Annotated in this window: 17 protein-coding genes; 6 read left to right on the forward strand and 11 right to left on the reverse strand. The window is 73.9% G+C overall.

Going from position 1 to position 19,659, the window contains the following annotated elements:
* Positions 1-73 precede the first annotated feature (73 nt).
* Complete coding sequence (locus IH61_RS0114185; protein WP_234327177.1) at positions 74-862, forward strand: TetR/AcrR family transcriptional regulator; 789 nt, start codon at positions 74-76, stop codon at positions 860-862.
* 77 nt (positions 863-939) lie between these two features.
* Here the strand turns inward: IH61_RS0114185 and IH61_RS0114190 are convergent, their stop codons facing one another.
* Both IH61_RS0114190 and IH61_RS0114195 read right to left on the reverse strand, forming a co-directional pair.
* Entirely contained in the window at positions 940-2,220 is a 1,281-nt protein-coding gene (locus IH61_RS0114190) for a GNAT family N-acetyltransferase (protein ID WP_051837012.1), read from the reverse strand.
* A 41-nt stretch (positions 2,221-2,261) separates the two neighbouring features.
* Positions 2,262-2,777: a GNAT family N-acetyltransferase gene (locus IH61_RS0114195; RefSeq protein ID WP_031069447.1), complete on the reverse strand. Its 516-nt coding sequence runs from the start codon at positions 2,775-2,777 to the stop codon at positions 2,262-2,264.
* Positions 2,778-2,962: 185 nt separating this feature from the next.
* Here IH61_RS0114195 and IH61_RS0114200 point away from each other — a divergent pair, with 185 nt between their 5' ends.
* Positions 2,963-3,358: a type II toxin-antitoxin system VapC family toxin gene (locus tag IH61_RS0114200; protein WP_031069449.1), complete on the forward strand. Its 396-nt coding sequence runs from the start codon at positions 2,963-2,965 to the stop codon at positions 3,356-3,358.
* A gap of 4 nt (positions 3,359-3,362) precedes the next feature.
* Here the strand turns inward: IH61_RS0114200 and IH61_RS46935 are convergent, their stop codons facing one another.
* From IH61_RS46935 to IH61_RS0114230, 6 genes are all read right to left on the reverse strand, one after another.
* Positions 3,363-4,625, reverse strand: coding sequence for a C40 family peptidase (locus tag IH61_RS46935; RefSeq protein ID WP_031069451.1), 1,263 nt, complete (start codon positions 4,623-4,625; stop codon positions 3,363-3,365).
* Positions 4,626-4,881: 256 nt separating this feature from the next.
* Positions 4,882-5,979: a hypothetical protein gene (locus IH61_RS40875; RefSeq protein WP_199823315.1), complete on the reverse strand. Its 1,098-nt coding sequence runs from the start codon at positions 5,977-5,979 to the stop codon at positions 4,882-4,884.
* Positions 5,980-6,090: 111 nt separating this feature from the next.
* Positions 6,091-7,962, reverse strand: coding sequence for a threonine/serine ThrE exporter family protein (locus IH61_RS0114215; RefSeq protein WP_234327178.1), 1,872 nt, complete (start codon positions 7,960-7,962; stop codon positions 6,091-6,093).
* A 121-nt stretch (positions 7,963-8,083) separates the two neighbouring features.
* On the reverse strand, positions 8,084-8,737 hold the full coding sequence (locus IH61_RS0114220; protein WP_031069458.1) for a DedA family protein: 654 nt from the start codon (positions 8,735-8,737) through the stop codon (positions 8,084-8,086).
* Between the two features lie 201 nt (positions 8,738-8,938).
* The gene (locus IH61_RS0114225) at positions 8,939-11,299 is read right to left on the reverse strand and encodes a hypothetical protein (RefSeq protein WP_031069460.1); all 2,361 of its coding nucleotides are present in this window, start codon (positions 11,297-11,299) and stop codon (positions 8,939-8,941) included.
* A gap of 85 nt (positions 11,300-11,384) precedes the next feature.
* Positions 11,385-13,280: an ATP-binding protein gene (locus IH61_RS0114230; protein WP_051837014.1), complete on the reverse strand. Its 1,896-nt coding sequence runs from the start codon at positions 13,278-13,280 to the stop codon at positions 11,385-11,387.
* Between the two features lie 272 nt (positions 13,281-13,552).
* On the opposite strand from IH61_RS0114230, the gene IH61_RS0114235 reads away from it, so the two are divergent.
* A complete protein-coding gene (locus tag IH61_RS0114235) occupies positions 13,553-13,870 on the forward strand; it encodes a hypothetical protein (RefSeq protein ID WP_031069465.1) in 318 nt (105 codons plus the stop codon).
* Between the two features lie 103 nt (positions 13,871-13,973).
* On the opposite strand, the gene IH61_RS0114240 is transcribed toward IH61_RS0114235, so the two are convergent.
* Entirely contained in the window at positions 13,974-15,119 is a 1,146-nt protein-coding gene (locus IH61_RS0114240; RefSeq protein WP_031069467.1) for a TetR/AcrR family transcriptional regulator, read from the reverse strand.
* A 212-nt stretch (positions 15,120-15,331) separates the two neighbouring features.
* Between IH61_RS0114240 and IH61_RS0114245 the strand changes: the two genes are divergently transcribed.
* Positions 15,332-16,489 carry an acyl-CoA dehydrogenase family protein gene (locus tag IH61_RS0114245; RefSeq protein ID WP_031069469.1) on the forward strand — a complete coding sequence of 386 codons (1,158 nt, stop codon included), beginning with the start codon at positions 15,332-15,334 and terminating at the stop codon, positions 16,487-16,489.
* A 69-nt stretch (positions 16,490-16,558) separates the two neighbouring features.
* Here the strand turns inward: IH61_RS0114245 and IH61_RS0114250 are convergent, their stop codons facing one another.
* Positions 16,559-16,825 carry a hypothetical protein gene (locus IH61_RS0114250; RefSeq protein ID WP_031069472.1) on the reverse strand — a complete coding sequence of 89 codons (267 nt, stop codon included), beginning with the start codon at positions 16,823-16,825 and terminating at the stop codon, positions 16,559-16,561.
* Between the two features lie 130 nt (positions 16,826-16,955).
* Here IH61_RS0114250 and IH61_RS0114255 point away from each other — a divergent pair, with 130 nt between their 5' ends.
* Positions 16,956-17,273, forward strand: a complete 318-nt coding sequence (locus IH61_RS0114255) for a hypothetical protein (protein ID WP_031069474.1) — start codon at positions 16,956-16,958, stop codon at positions 17,271-17,273.
* Here the strand turns inward: IH61_RS0114255 and IH61_RS0114260 are convergent.
* Entirely contained in the window at positions 17,270-17,860 is a 591-nt protein-coding gene (locus IH61_RS0114260; RefSeq protein WP_031069476.1) for a TetR/AcrR family transcriptional regulator, read from the reverse strand. The genes IH61_RS0114255 and IH61_RS0114260 overlap by 4 nt on opposite strands.
* A 110-nt stretch (positions 17,861-17,970) precedes the next feature.
* On the opposite strand from IH61_RS0114260, the gene IH61_RS0114265 reads away from it, so the two are divergent.
* A complete protein-coding gene (locus IH61_RS0114265; protein ID WP_031069477.1) occupies positions 17,971-19,542 on the forward strand; it encodes an MFS transporter in 1,572 nt (523 codons plus the stop codon).
* Positions 19,543-19,659: the final 117 nt, after the last annotated feature.

Consider the following 19,659-nt stretch of genomic DNA (forward strand, 5'->3'; position numbering starts at 1 on the left):
GATGCGGAGGGGGCTTCCGGTGCCGTGGCCACCGACAACGGCCGAAGGCCCGGCTCCGGTTAGGCTCGTCCCCGTGGACGACCTGGCAGCGACGAACAGTACGGGCGACGACCGCGCCGATGGGCAGCGCGGCGCGGACGGCGGCCTGATGGCCGGCGGCCGGGCACAGCCGAAGACCGACAAGAGCGAGGCGACCCGGGCGCTGATCCTGGAGACGGCCATGCGGCTGTTCCAGGAGCGGGGCTACGAGAAGACCACGATGCGCGCCATCGCCTCCGAGGCGGGCGTCTCCGTCGGCAACGCCTACTACTACTTCTCGGCGAAGGAATTCCTGATCCAGGGGTTCTACGACCGGATGACCCACGACCACGCGGCCGACGCCCGCCGCCGCATGGCGCACACCCGGGACTTCTCCGAGCGGCTGGAGATCGCGCTGACCTCCTGGCTCGACACGGCCGATCCGTACCACGAGTTCTCCGCGCAGTTCTTCCGCACCGCCGCCGACCCGACCAGCTCGCTGAGCCCGTTCTCGAACGAGTCGCACCCGGCGCGCGCCACCGCCGTCGAGCTGTTCCGGGACGTCCTGGTCGGCTCCGACCTGGCGCCGAAGCTGGACGCCGAACTGGTCGAGCTGCTGCCCGACGTGCTCTGGCTCTACCTGATGGTCGTGGTGCTGTACTGGGTCTTCGACCGCACCCCGGACACCGAGCGCACCAGGGAGTTCGTCCGCCGCTCGACGCCGATGACGTCCCGGGTGATCAACCTGTCGCGCTACCGGGTCTTCCGCCCGATCGTGCGCGACGCCAAGGGCCTCATCCAGGACTTCATCCTGCCGACCATCGGCAAGACGGTCGTCAAGTAACCGGAGAGTCACCGGACTTGGACAGCCCGGAGGCCGGACCGCCCGTACGGCGGTCCGGCCCCGGAAGGCGCGCGGGATCAGAAGACGTCCGGCGTCCACGCCGCCAGCGGGGCACGCAGCAGCAGGTCGGCGGCGGCCGCCGCGCCGGGGCGCAGCTCCTTCACCAGAGCGGCCGCGGCCAGACGCGACAGCGTCTCCGATCCGAGGTAGATCGAGCCCAACTCGCCGGCGCCCAGGGCGAGATCGGCCTCGTCGACCGTCCGGGCGCAGCGGCCGACGCCGCCCTCCCCCACCTCGATCGCCCAGCGGCCGGCGGCGTAGCCGAGATCGTCCTCGACCTCCAGCACGATCCGGCCCGGCGCCCCGTACGTCCGGGCGCTGAACGCCTTCTCGACGTCGAGCACCCGCAGCCAGGTGAAGTCGCAGTTGTCCTCGTGCGGGGTGGCGCCGCGCGGGTCCTTGAGCAGCAGCGGCAGCGGGTTGTCCGGGCTGAGGTTGTCCACGACGACCTTGCGGACCCAGTCGACGGAGAGGACCAGGCGCCACAGCGCGACGGCCGTGGGCAGGTCGAGGGCGAGGAAGCTGGCCAGGGTGAGGGTGCAGTTGGGGTAGCTGCCGTCCCAGTTGTCGTCGACCCGGTAGGCCACCAGGCCCGTGACCGCGCCCTCGCCGTCGCGGTGGACGGCGGCGAAGGGCTCCTTCCAGGCGCGGTCGGGGTACCTGACCACGCCGGTGGCGTGCTTCCACCACGACTCGCTGCGGGTGATCGCCCCGGGCTGGCCCACCCGCCAGCGGTCGTACAACTTCGGGCCGATCTCGCGCAGTTCGTCCATCGAGACGAAGTCGATCCGGCCGCCGGGGACGGTCGGCAGTCCGTCGCGCAGGCCGCCGACCCGGTTGAGGTCGATGTTCCAGCCGTGGCCGCGGGTGGCGGGCCCGAAGCCGTAGCGGCCGTAGATGCCGTACTCGGCGGCGATCAGGATCGCGACCTCGGTGCCGCGCTCCGCGGCCGCGGCCAGGTCGCGGCGCATCATCGTGCCGAGCAGGCCCCGGCGGCGGTGGGTGGACAGGACCGACACGTTGGTGATCGCGTCGGCCGTGACGGTGGAGCCGCCGGGCACCGTCAGCTCCACGTCGAAGCTGCGGAAGGTGGCGACCATCCGGTCGCCGTCGAAGCCTGCCGTCCAGCGGCCGGGCTTGAAGTCCGGGCGGCGGATGTCGGCCTGGCCGCCGGCGTGGGGGCGGAGGAAGCCCTGGACCAGTGCGTGGCACCAGGCTTCCACCTCGTCCTCGGCAATCGCCCGTACCTGGAGCCCGCTCACGGTGTCGACGGTCGCGTCATCGATGCTCTTGCCCATGAGGTCACCGTAGGCGCGGGCCCCGGGACACGGCATCCGATTTATTCGGACTGCTGCGTACACGATCCGGTGTGCTCGCCCGGCACGACCACCCAGTGGTTGGTGCGCAGCAGGCGGTCCGCGAAGGTCAGCTCCCGCTCGCCGCGCAGCCGGAAGCCCGTCGACCGGCAGATCCCGTTGGACGGACCGTTGGTCACCCCGGGATTGGCCTCCACCTCTCCCCAGCGGCCGTCCTCGGCGGCCTCGTCCAGCAGCTGCCGCACGGCCGCCTTGGCCAGGCCCTTGCCCTGGAACTCGGGGAGCACGGCCCAGCCGATCTCGGAGACGGTGACGCCGTCCTCCTCCATGGACCAGAGCATCACGCCGCCGGCCGTCTCGCCCTCGTCGGTGACGATCATCCGCGCCCAGATGTCGTCTCCCCCCTCGACGTCCTTGGCGTGCCTGGCCACCACCTTCTCGCGGGGCAGGGGGCCGCCCAGCTCGGCCATCATCCCGGGATCGCACCGCATCCGCACGTAGGTCTCGACGTCCCCCGCCTCGACAGCACGCAGCCGCATTTCGTCCTCCTCGTTCGGCATCCGAAGTGATCCACGCTAGCCGCGGCCTCTGACAACGGCGGCGCACCGGGCATACGAGCTGACGTTCTCGGCGCGGCCACCGTTCCCGCCGCCCGGCTTCGAGGGCGCATTAGCCTGTCGGCAGCCGACGAACCGGGGGGACGCACCAGGGAGGCCGGACGACCGTGCCGAAGTACGTGATCACCCCGGAGGTCGCCCTCCGTCTCGTCCGGGAGGGGAGCCCGCTCCCGGACGGGCGGCAGCTGCTGGCACCGACCCTGCTGCGCTCGCAGCTGCTGGCGCTGCTCTACGCGGCCGTCCGGCGGGGCGAGCTGACGGCGAAGGAGGCCGAGCGCGTGCTCGACGGGGTGCGGGGGCTGCGCATCCGGCTGCTCGGTGACCGGGTCCTGCAGTCCACGGCCTGGCGCATCGCCGAGCAGCTCGACCTTCCCGACACCCTGGCGGCCGAGTACCTCGCCCTCACCCGGCTGCAGGCCGACGCCCTGGTCACCCTCGATCCGGCGCTGGCGGCCGCCGCCCGGGGTGTGGTCCCGGTGGTCGGCTTCGGGGAGCTGGCATGATCTCCTACGGGCGGGCGTAGAAGTCCGGGGTCCCCATGATCCAGAGGCTGGCCTGCTTGATGGGCATGCCTGCTCGGGGGGCCTCGATCATCTGGTCGTCGCCGATGTAGAGGCCCACGTGGTGGATGTCGGCGGCGCGGCCGGTGTCCGTCCAGAAGACCAGGTCGCCGGGCCTCAGCTGGCGGTAGGTGACCGGGGTGCTCTGGGCGTACTGGTCGGCGGCGAAGTGGTTGAGCTGCCGGCCGCCGACGCGCCAGGCCATCATCGTCAGGCCGGAGCAGTCGTAGCCGGCCGGGCCCTCGCCGCCCCAGATGTAGGGCAGTCCGATCTTGGACCTGGCGAAGGCGACGGCCGCGGCCGCGCCCTCGGCGGACCAGGGGCGGGCGGCGGCGGGCGGGGGCGCGGAAGCCTTGGCGGCCTCGGCGGCCTCGGCCTCGCGGGCCGCCCGTTCGGCGGCCTCCCGCGCCGCGGCCTCCGCCTCCCGGGCGGCGATCGCCTCCAGGGCTTCGCGGCGGCGGCGCTCCAGCTCGACGGTGGTGTTGCGGGCGGCGGCGAGTTCGGCGAGGAGCTGCTCGCGGCGCCGGCCCGAGGCGGTGACCTCGCTCTGCTGGGCGGAGAGCCGCTGCTCCGCCCTGGCCCTGGCGGCGCCCACCTCGGTGGCGGCCCGCTCGGACGCCTCGGTGGCGGTGTGGGCGGCGGCGGAGGCGCGGGAAGCCTCGGCGGCGGTGGAGGTGGCGTTGTCGAGGATCTCCCGGGTGCGCCGGCTGGCGATGCCGACCACGGTGGCCCGGTCCCCGGCCTCGCGGGGGCCGCGGGCGGCGAGCAGGGCGTTGAGCGCGGAGAGTTCGGCGCCGGCGCCCTGGCGGTACGTTTCGGCCGCGAGCCGGGCGGCGTCCTCGACGGCGGCGGCGCGGGCGGCTTCGGCGGTGGTGGCGCGCCCGGCGGCGGCGCTCTCCTCGGCGCGGGCGCGGGTGAGGGCGAGCTGGGCGCCGTTGTACGCCTCGACGGCCTGTTCGGCGCTGCGGGCGGCCCGGTCGAGTTCGGCCCTGGACTCGGTGAGCGCCGCCTCCAGTGCGGTGACCGAGGACGCCTTGCCCTCGGCCTCGGCGCGGGCGTGGTCGATCTCCTCGGTGGTCGGGTACGGGCCCTCGCCCCGGGCCTGCCCGGCCGCCGGTCCCGGATCGGCCGGGGCCGCCTGGGCGGCGGGCAGCAGCCCGAGCAGGGCGGTGAGGGACAACAGGAGGGTCGGCAGGAGCCTGCGTGCCACGCGACATCCCTTCTGACGGGTCACGTGGATGCGGGGCCGGCACCGAGTGGGCGGGGGCGAATCGGGAGGACCCGACGAATCATCGCATCACGTGACAGAACGGTCACACGACGCTCATGTTCTCAACCCGGACGCGTTTCACACCTCGAACGCGCGCCGCCGGGCGGGTGACCATCGGATGATCCGATCGGGACTCGACCAGGGGCTCAACTCCGGCCGGGTGTACAGGGTATACGAACCAGTTCCTGACGCGGCACTAGCGGCGCATCCTGCGGGTCCGCGTCCGCAGGTGCGGGTGTCGCTCCGGGCGGCGCTCCAGGCCCGTCGGGCGGACGGCGTGGGTGCGGCTGCGCCCGGCCCGGACCGTACGGCGGGACTGCTGCGCCCGGCCGGTGCGGGCCGGGGCACCGCCGGAGCCGCCGTGCGCCGGGCCCCCGGCCGGGCCCGGGTGGGTGCCGGACCCGCCGGAGGTGGCCGCAGCGGCCGCGGCGGTGCGACGGTCGGCGAGACGGGCCTGACGGCGGGCCAGGGCCCGGGCGGCGTGGGCGTCGAGGTGGGCGGTGGCCCGGGCGGACATCCGCTCGGCGACCCGGTGGGCGGCCGGGTGGTTGGCGGAGACCTTGTCGGGGGCGCCGGCGATCAGGTCGAAGAGCCAGGTGCGGGCCCGGTCCGCACGCCGGTGCAGCAGGCGCTCGCGCCGGAGCGCACGCGCCCGGCGCCGGGGGCGGTCGGCGTAGCGCCAGCGGGCCCACGGGCTGCTCGGGCGGGCCAGCCGGACGGCGCCGATCCAGGAGAGGCCGGGGACCATGATGCCCAGCAGGCCCGTCCACACCTTGCCCTTGAGCAGGGTGATCACCGAGGCCAGCGAGTTCACCGAGATCACCGTGATCAGGCCCCACCTGGTCTCCTCGCCCGGCACCACGCCGAGCGGGACGTAGCCGACCAGCAGCAGGGCGGTGAACAGGATGCCGAAGATCACCGCGTCCACCGACTTGCGGCCCTGCTCGCTCCAGTACACGTCGTCCAGGTGCAGGATCAGCGCGAACTCGTCCAGCACCAGACCGCAGCCGATGCCGAAGACCAGGCCGAACACGTCGATCCACGGGTGCCCGCCGTAGGTGGCGAACACGCCGATGCCGCCGACCAGCAGGAAGCCCAGGCCGAACACCATGTGGTGGATGTGCAGCCCGCCGGGCGTCACGTTGCCCGGCCACCAGCGCACCTGGGCGCGGATCATCCGGACGCTGAAGCGGATGAAGACGAAGGAGACGATGAAGCCGACCAGCAGCAGGAACAGCGGCTGTTTGTGCGTGGCGACGATGTGCTCGCGGTAGCCGTCCAGCAGTGTGGTCATGCGTCTTACCTTCGTTCCTGGTCCTGCGTCCTGCCTGCGGCGACATGGCCCGGAGCCCAACTCGGGTCCAACACCGCTCGCGCCCCGTCGTCGTCGCCCCCGTTCCCGGGGTCAGAAGCCCCGGGTGCGCTTGGCCGCCCGGCGCGGCATCAGCGTCTGCAGCGACGGGCGCTCCACTCCGACCGGCAGCTTCATGAACAGCCGGGCGATCTCCCCACCGAGGTTCACCCCGATCGCCAGCGCCATCGCGATGGCCGCCGCGCGGGAGATCGAGACCAGGCCGGCGCTGGAGTGGCCCTGGGCGAAGGCCAGCATCCCGAGGTAGAGGGCCGAACCCGGCATCAGCGGACCGATCGCCGCCGTCACGTAGGGCAGCGCCGAGTCGTTGCGGTAGCGGGCCATCAGCTGGCCGAAGAGGCCGACCAGCCCGGCCGCCACCCCGGTGGCCACGATCGGGGACAGGCCCGCGTTGTACGCCAGCACGCCGTACGAGGCCCAGCCGATGCCGCTGTTCAGGGTGACCAGGGCGAGCGTGCGGCGGTCGGTCTGCAGCAGCGTCGCGAAGGCGAGGGTCAGCGCCATCGCCGCCACCATCTGCACCGGCGGGTAGCTGATGCCGACCAGGCTCTCGTCCGGCCGCAGCCTCGCCTCGAAGCCGACGCCGAGGTAGAGGATCAGCATCACGCCGATCACGATGCCCGCGACGAGGTAGATGACCTCCAGCAGACGGGCCGCCGCCGTGATGTAGAAGCCCGTCAGGCCGTCCTGGACGGCGGCGACCAGGGCCCGCCCGGGCAGCAGGGCGAACAGACCGCCGGTGATCACCACCGAGCCGCGCAGGCCCCAGTCGTTGAAGGAGAGCACGATGCCGGAGGCGGCGGCCGGCATCGCGGCCGCGACGAACTGGTAGAACTCCGGCAGCCGCCGGTGGGCCAGCGCCGAGGCCAGCCGGTCGCCGAGCACGGCCGCGACGAAGGCGCTGGCGAAGACCAGCCACGCCTTGTCGTCGAGCCGGCCGCCGACGAGGAAGGTGGCCGCGCCGGCCAGCAGACCGGTGGTGACCGCGAGCAGCCAGGTCGGGTACGGGTGCCGGTTGCGGCGGATCTCGGCGAGGCGGCGGTAGGCGTCGTTGACGGACACCCGCTCCGCGGTGATGTCGGCGACCAGCTCGTACACCGAGTTGAGGCGGGTGTAGTCGGAGGTGCGGCGGCGCACCACGCGGTCGGCGGTGATCGGCGGCTCGACCAGCGAGGGCTGGTGGGAGATGCCGATCAGGGTGAACGTCACCTGCGGCTCGCAGCGGTCCAGCCGGTAGGCGTGGGCGATGCCGAGCATCGCCGCCTCGACGTCCTCGGCGGCCTCGCCGCTGGCCAGCAGCAGTTCGCCGATGCGCAGCGTCAGGTCGAGGATGCGCGGGACGTTGCGGGTGACGGCGGCCGCCGGGTGCAGCTCACGGGCCGTCCGCTCGAAGGACGGGCGCTCGGACATCGGGGTGCGCAGCAGGGTGCGCATCCGGTCCGGCCAGGGGACCTCGCCGGGGGCGCCGCCGGTCAGATCGGGGATGGGGATGCCGGTGGGCGGGGTGTAGCCGGCGGCGCGCCACTCCTCGGGGGTGAGGGTGTCCTCGGCCACGGAGCGGCGGGGGGCCGGACGGGCGCCGACGGGCGTGGTGAGCTCGGGGTGGGGGCCGGGTCGCGCCTCGGGCCCGGGCTGCGCTTCGGGCCGCCACTCGGGCTCGGGCTCGGGCTGCCGCTCGGGCGCCGCTTCGGGCTCCGGGGCCAGGAGGCCCTTGGTCTCGAGGACGGGCGGGACCAGCGGGACGACGGTGACGGGATCGGCGGCCGGGGCCGGGTGGCCGAGCAGGCCCTCGGTGGGCGGCGCCTCGGCGGGGTGCAGCGGCTTCGGCGGCGCCTGCCGCGCCTGACGGGCCGCCCGGCCTCCCCTCGCCCGCTTGCCCGAACCCGGTCGGCCCCGCTTAGGCACGTCCACTCCTCGCCGCCCCTGGTGGCCGCCCGGGCCACCGCTCGATCTCTGATGACACCTTGCCCGATCGAGCAGCCGGGTGCACATGTCCGGATCGTCGGGTGGCCCCGGCGGCGGGTGCCTACCCGGCGCGATGGGCGTCGGCGGACGCCCTGCCGGGGCGTCGGGCCCGCAGCAGCTCGATCGCCACCGGGACCACCGAGACCAGCACGATGGCGATCAGGATGGCCTCGATGTTGTCCCGGACGAAGGCGATCTGCCCCAGGAAGTAGCCGAGCACGGTGACGCCGGCACCCCAGAGCACGCCGCCGACCAGGTTGAAGACCACGAAGAGGCGGTAGTTCATCCTGCTCACCCCGGCGACGATCGGGGTGAAGGTGCGCACGATCGGCACGAAGCGGGCCAGCACCATCGCCTTGGGGCCGTGGCGGTCGAAGAAGGCGGCGGCCTTCTCCACGTTCTCCTGCTTGAAGAGGCGGGAGTCCTCGCGGCGGAACAGGCTCGGGCCGACCTTGCGGCCGAACAGGTAGCCGACCTGGTCCCCGGCCACGGCGGCGGCCACGATCAGGGCGCAGACCAGCCAGAGCGGCTGGTGCAGGTAAGTGCCGCCGGCCACCAGCAGGCCCGTGGTGAAGAGCAGCGAGTCGCCCGGCAGGAAGAAGCCGATCAGTAGGCCGGACTCGGCGAAGACGATGGCCAGGATGCCGATCAGCCCGAAGGTGGAGATCAGGTGGGTGGGATCGAGCCAGGACGGGCCGAGGGCGAGGCTGGTCACGTGGGGCACTCCTGCGGTCGGGTCTCGGCAATGGAATGGTAAAGCATTGACCAAGACTCGGCTGGGGAGCGGAAGGTTCCCGTGCGCACGAGGAGGACGCGGGGAGGGCACGGGGAGGGCACGGGGAGGAAATCGGGGGAGGAGGCGCCGAAGCCCCGGCGGGCCGCCGGGGCTTCGGGTCGGTGCCGGGCTTGCTCGGGGTCAGAGGCCGTAGCGCTCGACGATGTCCTCGTGCCGGGCGAGGTCCGTGCCCGCGGCCCTGGCGAGGTCGAGCCAGGCGAGCGGGTGCGGCCAGTCGCCGGTGAGCCGGTGCAGCAGCGCGTCGGCCTCGACGGCGGAGACGGTGGGCGGGGCACCGACCGCCGCGTAGACGCCGGGCAGGGTGGCGTCCTCGTCGGCCGGGTCGGTGATCCGGTACTGGTCGCCGCTGTAGACCCAGACCGCGTGGCCGGCGGCGTTCAGCTCCTCGCGCAGGGTCGACCAGGTCTCGTCGCCGGGCCAGCCGCCGTCGATCCAGTAGGTGGTGTAGCCGGCCGGGTCGAGCAACGTCAGCAGCTCGAAGACCGGGCGCCAGCGCTCCTTCTCCTCCTCGGGAGCGTCCTCGGCCGGCGGACGCTCCAGCAGGGCCGGGGCGAAGACCACCGTGTCGCCGTGGTTGAACGCCAGGTCCTCGCCGAGCACCGGCAGCACGCGGGCCGTGGCCGGGCCGGTGCGCAGCGCGGGCAGGTCGGCGCGGGCGCCGTTCGTCCGGGTGGCCCGCAGGGTGATCAGCTGCCACTCCTCCTCGACGGGGCCCTCCGGTTCGTCGAACTCGATGCCTATCAGCGCGCCGGTGGAGCGGACGACCTCCCAGTCCCGGTTGGCGGTGGCCGCGGTGATCAGCTGCCAGAGGTCGGACTCCTGGACGACGCGGTGCTCCTCGCCCTCCGGGGCGCCCTCGGCGGGCAGGGCATGCTCCAGCAGTTCCAGGTAGAGCCGCTGGGCGGTGGCGTGGTCGCCGAGCCGGGTGGCGGCCGAGGCGGCCAGCCGGCGGGTGTTGATCCGCTCCGGCACCAGGACCAGGGCGGCCTCGCACTGCTCCAGCACCTCGGCCCAGCGGCCCTCGGCGGCGGCCCAGCGGGCGCGCGTCCAGTGCGCGTCGGGCGCGTTCCCGGCCTGCGCCAGCCGGTCGGCGAGGCGGCGCACGCCCTCGCCGTCCCCGGCCTCGATCAGGGTGCTGCCGAGCGCGAGGGCGAGGCGCTGGTTGCCCGGGTCGGCGTCCAGCTGCTGCCAGAGCCGGTCGGCGGCGGCCCGGGCGTGCCCGAGCGAGGAGAGCACGCCGGAGAGCGCCCGGACCAGTTCGGAGGCGCCGTCCGCCTCACCCCGGTACCGCTCCAGGGCGACGGAGAGCAGGTCGGCGCCGGTCTCGTAGGACGCCCCGGCCTCGGCCAGGTGCGCCAGCAGTTCGGCGGGAGGCACGGGCAGCTCGGGCTGCGGCAGCGCCTCGGCGGCGGCGCGCAGCGCGGCGACCTCCTCGGCCACGCCGGCGGTGCTCTGCAGCTGGCCGAGCTTGCGCTCCCCCGTCGCCGCGAGCGTCAGCGCGACCGTACGGGCGCCGCGGGCGAGGGCGAGCCGGCCGGCCGCCAGCAGCAGGTCGACGCAGGGGCGGTGCGAGCCGGTGCCGTCCAGGTACCCGACCCAGCGGGCCAGGGCGGCGCCCAGCTCGAGGTCGTTGTCCCAGGCGTCGGCCGCGACCAGCGCCTCGATCGTGTAGGTCCACGTCTGCCGCAGGTCGACGTGGCGCTCGGCCGCCTCCAGGGAGGGCAGCAGGGCGAGGGACTCCTCGGTGCGGCCCAGGGAGGCGAGGGCGCGGGCGCGCAGCAGGGCGCCCCAGCGCACGTCGCTCTCGTCCAGTTCGCGGCCCCGGGCGCGCTCGGCCCGCTCGGCGGTGTCGAGCACCTCCAGCACCTCCTGGTACCGGCCGAGCAGCTGGAGCGCGCTGGCCCGGCGGTGGTGGAAGTGCAGGGAGAGCCGCTCGCCGGCGGCCTGGATGCGGGCGGCGGCCGTGTCCAGGTGGGCGAGGGCCTCGGCCGGTCGGCCGCCGTCCTCGAGCGCGTCTGCGTACTCGCGGGAGAGGCAGTCGAAGCAGGCCCGGCCGGGCTCGATCCGGGCGAGCGTCTCGTCCAGCACCTCGAGCCGCTGCGGCACGAAGCCGGGGCCGTCGACCCGGGCGTAGCAGATGGCCAGGTCCTGCACCACGCAGACCGACTGCGGACAGCCGGCCGTCTCCTCGCGGTGGGCGAACTCCAGCAGGTCGACCGCCTCGGGCAGGGCCTGCTCGCCCTGGTGGCGGCGGTTCAGCAGGTTCTGCATCCGCCAGTGCCGCAGGTAGACCTCGACCCAGGGCAGGCCCAGCGCGCGGGAGGCGGCCAGGGCTTCGGGGAAGACGGCGTCCAGCTGGTCGTTGCGGCCCTCGTTGGCGTGGCCGGGCAGCTCGTAGACGGCCTCGGCCAGTCGGTGGTGGCCGGCCTCGGAGAGCTGTCGGTGTGCGTCGTGGACCCAGGCCCAGATGTCGGTGGTCATGTCGTCTCCCCCTGCGCGGTGCTGATGGATGGTCTACCAGGGACCACTGACAGTCCGTTCGTGTCCGGACGGGGCCCGGCTGCCGTCACAGCCCCTCCGGCAGACTGTCCGGGACCTCCGGCAGGCCCGGCGGGACGGCGGCGGTCAGCGCCGAGACCGCGGTGCCGACGCCGGCGAGCGCGGCGCCCAGGTCCCCCTCGGACGGGCCGGAGGAGGCGGCGGCCATGATCACCTTGAGCGAGCGCAGCAGCCCGGCGGCGGTGGCGCTGCCGGTGTGCCCGCTGCGGTAGGCGGCGAGCAGGTCGCGCACCGCCGGGCAGTCCAGGTTGAGGTAGAGCCGGGCCCTGACCTCGCCGTCGGTGCGGGCGGTGAAGGCCCGGGCCAGCCGCAGGGCGGCGGAGGGGATGCGGGCGTCGGCCTGGTCGTCCTCGATCCGGGCCTTGAGCTCGGCCTCGCGGTCGGGCACCAGCACCAGCGGCAGGCCCGGCGGGTCGAACCGGGCCGGGACGAGCTGCTCGCCCCGGTCGGTGAGGGCGGCGGACAGCCAGGCCGACTCCTCGGCGGCCAGCGGGCGTTCGGGGTCGCGGAACAGTTCGCGGTTGCCGTCCTCGCTGCCCAGCTCGACCAGCCGGCAGCCGCGCAGCTGCGCGTAGCGGCGCAGGAACGGCAGGACGGCGTAGCGGTCGCCGCGGGCGATCGGCACCCGCATCGCGCGGTAGAGCATCTCCTCGAAGCCGCCGCCGCTGCCGAGCGCCACGTGCACCGCTCCCCCGCCGGCCGCGCGCAGCGCGCCCGCCGTGAGGTCGCCCTGCGAGGTGGGCACGGGGACGTCGTCGGCGAGCAGGGTGAAGAGCCGGTCGTCGCAGAGCGCGGCGCCGAGCAGGTCCTGCCCGTGGCGGGTGAGGATGCGGCGCCAGGCGGCGGGGCGCAGCCGGGCGGTCTCGTACAGGCCGTCCACGATGGCGTCGGTGAGGACGCGCCGGAGCGCGCGGTAGTGGTCGTCGCGCTGGAGGTCCTCGCGGCTGGCCGTCGGGGTGAGGCGGTTGGACTCGACCACGCCGCCGATGAACCCGGCCCAGCTGGGCAGCAGGTCGCGGGCGTCCTCGGTGAGCAGCATGCCGCGCAGGTAGACGGCGAGGTCTCGGTTGTCGCTGCTGCCGTAGGTGCCGCCGTCCTGGACCCAGAGCAGCCCGACCGCGTCGGTGCTGCCCTCGACGGGGGCGACCGGGAAGGCGGCGAGCGGCTCGAAGCGGCGGCCGAAGGAGGTGGCGAAGCGCATCCTCGCCTCGTACGGATCGCCGGGGACCTGCCGGCGCCACGGGACCTGAACGCCGTTCACCGGCTGGACGTCGTCTCCGACGTGCACGGGGATCGGGAGCAGCACGCAGTAGCGTCCGAGCACCTCGCGCAGTGCCTGTTCGTCGGCGAGGTGGCCGTGCTCGGCCTTGAGGGACAGCTCGACGACGGTGCCGGGCTGCGGCCTCGCGGGCACCGGCTCGACCTGGTACTGCTCGCCGCCGCGGCTGCGGTAGCGGTGGCCGAGGTGCGGCTCGCGGTGCGAGGTGGTGGTGACGGTGACCTCGTCGGCCACGGAGAAGGCGGACAGGAAGCCGAGGCCGAAGGCGCCGATCAGCTCCTGGTTCCCGGTCAGCTCGCGCAGCATGCGGGTGTATCCGGTGCCGACGGTGGCCAGGTAGGCGTGGATCTCGGGCTCGGTGAGGCCCGCGCCGGTGTCCTCGACGGCGACCGTCCGCCGGGCGCCGTCCGCGCGCACCCGGATCAGGGGGCGGTGGCCGCCGTCCGGGTCCTCCAGGAAGCGGCGGGTGTGCGAGTCGTGGGCGTTCTGGACGAGTTCGCGCAGGGCGACCAGCGGGGTGGAGTAGAGGTGGCTGGCGAGGACGGTCACCAGGCCGCCGAGGTCGACCTCGGTCGTGCGCAGATCGTCGGTGGGCATGGGCTCGGACGGGGCACCATCAGACATGGGTCCCCAGTGTGCCAGTGCGACAATCCGGCGACCATTTCTTTACGGAGCACCGCGCCGCGCCTGCTCTCCCGCCGGTCGTTCCCCGCCCCCGACGGATCGTGGTCAATCCGGAATTGACCGATCCCCCACCATCGGGGGAATTGCCACCCGTTCGGTGGAGTTCGTCCGCAGCGCTGGTGAATGCTGGGCGTGCGACGTCAGACCCCCGGCGCTTCGGAGCGGCCACTCCGCAAGTCGCCATCCTCGCAACCCAGTTCAGGGAGACCATCGTGTCCCGTATCCGCGCAGCCGCCGTCACCGCCCTCGGGGCCTTCCTCCTGGTCGGCGTCGGCGCCGCCACCGCGCACGCCGACAACGGCGCCGGTGCCATCGACCACTCCAACAGCAGCGTCGTGAGCAACGTCGGCTCCGGCAACGTGCTGGGCACCGTCAACGGCAACGTGGTCAACACCCAGCAGACGGCCACCGGTTCGGGCGCCGGCAACCAGAACAACGGCCTGGCCGTCGCCGGAAACTCCGGCAACGTCGGCGCCCTGCAGGGCAACGGCAACTTCGACGCCCGGGTGTACCCGCACGCCCTCTCCTAGCCCTGTCCGACGCCCCCCCACGGCGTTGTCCTGCCAAGGGGCCGGGCGCCCACTCCCACGCCGGTGGGGCGGGCGTCCGGCCGTTCGGCGTTCGTGCCGACGGTTACGCCACCCCGAGGACGGCGCGCCCCAGGCGGAGCAGGCAGTCGCCGAGGTCGGGGCGGTCGCTGTGCGGGCGGTTGCGGACACCGTCGTTGACCAGGGCGAACAGCGCGTGCACCCGGATGCGGGCGGCCGCGGCGTCCTGCTCCGGGCGGACGCCGCGCAGCAACTCGACCCAGGTGCGCAGGAAGTCGCGGCGGAAGTCCACGGCCGCACGGCGGTCCGGAGGGGCGAGCCGCTCCGTCTCGCTGAGCATCGCGCCCAGGTAGTCGCCGTTGCGCAGCGCGAAGCCGACGTAGCCGCGCAGCCCGGCCGCCAGCGCCCGCTCGGGCCCCTCCGCGGCCGCGATCGCGCCGTCCACCTCGTGCCAGAGCCGTTCGCGGCTGCGCACCAGGGAGGCGGCCAGCAGGTGGGCCTTGCTGTCGAAGTGCCGGTACACGCTGGGGCCGGATATGCCGACGGCGGCGCCGAGCCGGTCGGTGCTGACGTTGTCGAAGCCGTGCCGGTGGAAGAGCCGGACGGCGGCCGCGAGGAGTTCCTCGCGGCGGGCCCGGGAGCGGGGCTCGGGCGGCTCGGGCAGGGCGTCGGGGGCCGTGCCGTCCAGCCGTACCGCGAGGACGGCCGCGACCAGTTCGCGCAGCAGGGCTTCGGCCCGCCGGGGCTGGGGCGCGGCCGACTGGTAGGAGAGGCCGGCGCAGGCGGAGAGCGCCGACCAGCAGAGCAACTGGGCGTCAGGCTCGTCGAGTTCGGGCCGCTCGGCGCGCAGGACGGCGGTCATCAGCGCGATGTCCGCCCGCAGTTCGCGGCGCAGCGCCGCCCGCCGGGCCGACGGCAGCAACCTCGCGTCGCGCTGCACCAGGGTGCCGAGCGGGCGGTGGGCGACCGCGACGGCGGCCAGCGCGGCGCCGACCTCGGCGGTGGAACGGGCTCCGCGCAGTCCGTCCGCGAGCGCGTCCAGGCCCAACCGGAGGGTGCGGTCCAGGAGTTCGGGCTTGCCGCGGAAGTGCCGGTAGAGGGCGGGCGCGGTGATGCCGACCCCGGCGGCGACCTCGGTCATGGAGACCTGGTGGTACCCGCTGCGGTGGAATCGGTCGGCGGCCACGGCGAGGATCTGGGCACGCCGCCCGGGCGGGCGTCGGACCACCATGGCGAGCCTCCCCTCCGCACGGTCGCACACGTCGCGGACGGAAGGCTAGCAAGGATTCACCCAGCGTGGCCGCCTACCGTGATCAAGGGGCTCCGACCGGTGGTTCGACCCTGGACAGCCGAAGCTACCCCGGATTAACTTGTGGGGCCATCACCAGGCCCGTTCCGCCCCGGCCGGCCCCCGCGGCCGGCCCAGCCGAAGGGAGCGCCGCCGTGCGCCGCACCGTGTTCAACGAGGACCACGAAGCCTTCCGGGAGACCATCCGGGACTTCATCGCGCACGAGGTCGTCCCCGTCTACGAGAGCTGGGAGGCGGACGGCCACCCGCCGCGCGACTTCTACCGGCAGCTCGGCGAGCTGGGCGTCTACGGCATCGAGGTGCCGGAGGAGTACGGCGGCGCGGGCGAGAGCGGGTTCAAGTACCAGGCGGTGATCGCCGAGGAGACCGCCCGGGCGGGCGTGAGCTTCGGCTCCTCCGGCGTGCACACGGGCCTGGTGCTGCCCTACCTGCTGGAGTACGCGAACGAGGAGCAGAAGCGGCGCTGGCTGCCCGGGTTCGTCTCCGGCGACATCATGACCGCCATCGCGATGACCGAGCCCGGCGCGGGCTCCGACCTGGCCGGCATCACCACCACCGCGAAGCTCTCCGAGGACGGCACCCACTACGTCCTCAACGGCGCCAAGACCTTCATCACCGGCGGCGTGCTCGCCGACCTCGTCCTGGTGGTCTGCCGCACCTCGCCGTACGACCCGGAGAACCGGCGCGCCGGGCTGTCCATCCTGTGCGTGGACACCACCTCCCCCGGCTACACCGTCGGCCGCAAGCTGCAGAAGATCGGCCTGCGGACCTCCGACACCGCCGAGTTGGCGTTCAGCGACGTCAAGGTGCCGGTGGAGGACCTGCTCGGCGAGGAGGGGAAGGCGTTCGGGTACCTGACCCACAACCTGGTGCAGGAGCGGCTGGCCATCGCGGTGGGCGCGTACGCGGCGGCCGCGGCGGCGGTGCGGTTCGCGGTGCAGTACGTGAAGGACCGCAAGGTGTTCGGCAAGGCGGTGGCCGAGTTCCAGAACACCAAGTTCACCCTGGCGGACTGCGAGGCCCAGGTCGTGGCGCAGCAGTCGATGGTCGACCGCTCCCTGGAGCTCTACCAGCAGGGCGAGTTGACGGTGGCGGACGCGGCGGCGGTGAAGCTGTTCTGCACCGAGTCGGCCTCCACCGTGATCGACAAGTGCCTTCAGCTGCACGGCGGTTACGGGTACATCCTGGAGTACCCGATCGCCCGGCTCTACACGGACAACCGGGTGTTCCGCATCTACGGCGGGACCAGCGAGGTGATGCGCGGCATCATCGCCAAGTCGATGGGCCTGTGAGGCCCTTCGGCCCGTGAACCGCGGCGGGCCGCACCCCCATGGCGGCCCGCCGCACCCGCCCGTCCGGCCTCAGTTCGCTGAGCCGTGCTCCGCGCGCCATGCTTCCCAGCCGGCGGTGGAGGCCACCCGGGCCTCGTGCAGCGCCCGTTGGGCGTAAGTGGTGGGCCGGGTCTCCAGACTGCGCATCCAGTCACGGCCGGCCGTCACCACGGCCGCGCAGAGCATCGCCGCCCCGGCCGCGCCGAGCAGCGAGCCGATGCCCGTGAGCACCGCGCCGCCGGCCAGCAGCCCGCGGTTGACCCGGACGCCCGGGAGGACTCTCTCGTTGGTCGCCATGCCTCCACGATGCGGGCAGTCGGCGGGGGCTGCACCTCGAGGCCCGATTCGGGGTGCGGGTCGCGGGCCGGTCCGCGACCCTGGGCAGACGGGGCGGCCCAGCGGAGGCGGCGCAGGAGGAGGCGGTGAGATGCCGGATCTCGAACGGCTCGCCGTGGAGCACGCCGCCCGGGCGGCCGAGAGCCCGCACGGGCGCAGCGCCCATCTGGTGCTGCACGACGGTGTGCTCCGGCAGACCGTGATCGCGCTGACCGCCGGGACGGCGCTGGACGAGCACACCCCGCCGACCGCGGGCAGCGTCCAGGTGCTGCGCGGACGGGTCTCGCTCACCATCGCCGGCCGGCTGCTGGAGCTGTCGGCCGGGCACCTCGAGCCCGTGCCCCAGGAGCGGCACGGGCTGCTGGCGCACGTGGACTCCGTGGTGCTGCTGACGGCCGTGACGGCCTAGTTTTCGGGACTCCCCAGCACGCTGCCGCTGACCAGCCGCAGGCCGCGCAGGAACTCCTGGCCGCTGGGCGCCAGTTCGGGCGCCGCCAGCCATTGGGCGCAGTACCCGGCCAGCAGGATCTGGTAGAAGGTGCCGCGCGCGATCTCCTCCTCGGTGTCCGGCACCTCGGGCAGCCCCTGGAACAGCGCCGCGAGGCCCAGGCGGCCTTCCTTCTGCGCCCCGGCGAACGCGGCCGCCAGCTCGGGTGAGTGCCCGGCCTGCGCGAGCGCCTCGAACTGGGCCGCCCAGAGCCCCCGGTGTTCGACGAAGACGCCCTTGAGCCCCTCCCAGGCGGCGGCGAAGCGCTCCTCCGGATCGTCGGAGGTCCGGTTGGCGGCCACGACCACCGCGCCCATGCTCGCGCCCAGCTCGCCGATCGCCTCGATCATCGCGGCGTTGAGCAGGGCCTCCTTGGAGCCGAAGTGGTAGCCGATCGCGGCCAGGCTGACGTCGGAGGCGTTCGCGATGTCGCGGGCCGTGGTGCGGCCGTAGCCCTTCTCGTACAGGCAGCGCTTGGCGCCGGCCATCAGGTCTTCGCGGTTTCCCATGCCCCCGATCCTACGGAAGGACTGGACGGATGTCTTGCACGGATGTCTTGCACGAGCGATTTACACATTCGTACTAGACAAGCGTCTGACACGCCCGTACCGTCTTCCTCATGACCGCAACCACCGGCCGCGCAGGCCGTCGCGAATGGATCGGCCTGGCCGTCCTCCTGCTCCCGACCCTCGTCCTCTCCATGGACATGGGCGTGCTGTTCTTCGCCGTCCCGTACATCTCCACCACGCTCGCGCCCAGCGGCACCCAGCAGCTGTGGATCATGGACATGTACTCGTTCCTGCTGGCCGGACTGCTCATCACCATGGGCGCCCTCGGCGACCGCATCGGCCGCCGCCGGCTGCTGATGATCGGCGCGGCCGGCTTCATCGGAGCCTCACTGCTCGCCGCCTGGTCGCAGGACGCGGGGCAGCTCATCGCCGCCCGGGCGCTGCTCGGCGCCGCCGGGGCCACCGTGATGCCCTCGACGCTGGCGCTGATCCGCAACATGTTCCACGACCCCAAGCAGCGCCAGGGCGCCCTCGGCGCCTGGGGCGCCGTCCTCACCTCCGGCGCCACCCTCGGGCCCGTCGCCGGGGGCCTGCTGCTCGACCACTTCTGGTGGGGCGCGGTGTTCCTGATCGCCGTCCCGGTGATGGCCCTGGTGCTGCTGACCGCCCCCGTCCTGCTCCCCGAGTACCGGGCCCCCGCCCGTAGCGGCCGCTTCGACCTGGCCGGTGCCGCGCTCTCGATGGCCGCGATCCTGCCGGTCGTCTACGGGATCAAGACCCTCGCCGTGGACGGCTGGAGCCTGCTGCCCGGCCTCGCCCTGCCCGTCGGACTCGTGCTCGCCCTCGCCTTCTACCGGCGCCAGCGCACCGCGGCCTCGCCGCTGATCGACCTCGGGCTGTTCCGCATCCGCACCTTCAGCGGGGCGATCAGCGTCAACAGCCTCGCGATGTTCGCGATGATGGGCTTCGCCCTCTTCACCTCGCAGTACCTGCAGCTGGTCAAGGGCATGAGCCCGTTCACCGCCTCGCTGTGGTCGCTGGCGCCCAGCGTGGGCGTCGGCGCGGCGATCGGCCTCACCTCGGCGCTGGCCGGCAAGGTGCGGCCGGCGGTCCTGATGGCCGGCGGGTTCGTGGTCGGCGCGGCGGGCTTCGCGATGATGACCACGGTCGGCGCCCACTCGCCGCTGGCGCTCATCCTCACGGCGGCGGGCGTGCTGGCCGCCGGCACGGTCGGGACGATGACGATGACCGCCGAGATGGTCGTCTCCGCGGCCCCCGCGGAGCAGGCCGGCGCTGCCTCCGCCACCTCCGAGACGGCCGTCGAGCTCGGCAGCTCCCTCGGCATCGCCCTCCTCGGCGCGGCCGGCGCGGCGGTCTACCGGCACCAGCTGGACGGCGCGCTGCCGGCCGGTGTGGACGGCTCGGCGGCGGGCGCGGCGCAGGACACCCTCGGCGGTGCGGTCACCGTCGCCGCCCACCTGCCGGGTCAGGTCGGGGCGGACCTGCTGGAGACGGCCCGGGTCGCGTTCACCGACGGACTGCACGTGGCGGCCGTGGTCGGCCTCGTCTTCGCCCTCGGCGCGGCCCTGCTCGCCCACCGCCTGCTGGGCCACCTGCCGGTGCCGGCGGCTCCGGAGAAGACGGAGAACGAGAAGGCGGAGAAGGAGCCCGTCGCCGCCTGACCCAGCACGGCACGACCGATCCCCGCGAGTCATCGAGAGCCCCCGCCCACCCGGGCGGGGGCTCTCCGCCGTCGGGGGCATGGAGGAGGGCATTGTCGGGGGCGGGGCGTCGGGGGG

It is taken from the genome of Streptomyces sp. NRRL WC-3742, from assembly GCF_000720635.1.
Lineage (GTDB): Bacteria > Actinomycetota > Actinomycetes > Streptomycetales > Streptomycetaceae > Kitasatospora.

Excerpts from the sequence above, each read along its gene's own strand:
- IH61_RS40875 (WP_199823315.1), bottom strand. The coding sequence starts at position 5,979 with ATGACCACACTGCTGGACGGCTACCGCGAGCACATCGTCGCCACGCAC.
- IH61_RS0114265 (WP_031069477.1), top strand. The coding sequence starts at position 17,971 with ATGACCGCAACCACCGGCCGCGCAGGCCGTCGCGAATGGATCGGCCTG.
- IH61_RS0114225 (WP_031069460.1), bottom strand. The coding sequence starts at position 11,299 with ATGACCACCGACATCTGGGCCTGGGTCCACGACGCACACCGACAGCTC.
- IH61_RS0114255 (WP_031069474.1), top strand. The coding sequence starts at position 16,956 with ATGCCGGATCTCGAACGGCTCGCCGTGGAGCACGCCGCCCGGGCGGCC.
- IH61_RS0114240 (WP_031069467.1), bottom strand. The coding sequence starts at position 15,119 with ATGGTGGTCCGACGCCCGCCCGGGCGGCGTGCCCAGATCCTCGCCGTG.
- IH61_RS0114230 (WP_051837014.1), bottom strand. The coding sequence starts at position 13,280 with ATGTCTGATGGTGCCCCGTCCGAGCCCATGCCCACCGACGATCTGCGC.
- IH61_RS0114260 (WP_031069476.1), bottom strand. The coding sequence starts at position 17,860 with ATGGGAAACCGCGAAGACCTGATGGCCGGCGCCAAGCGCTGCCTGTAC.
- IH61_RS0114190 (WP_051837012.1), bottom strand. The coding sequence starts at position 2,220 with ATGGGCAAGAGCATCGATGACGCGACCGTCGACACCGTGAGCGGGCTC.
- IH61_RS0114195 (WP_031069447.1), bottom strand. The coding sequence starts at position 2,777 with ATGCGGCTGCGTGCTGTCGAGGCGGGGGACGTCGAGACCTACGTGCGG.
- IH61_RS0114250 (WP_031069472.1), bottom strand. The coding sequence starts at position 16,825 with ATGGCGACCAACGAGAGAGTCCTCCCGGGCGTCCGGGTCAACCGCGGG.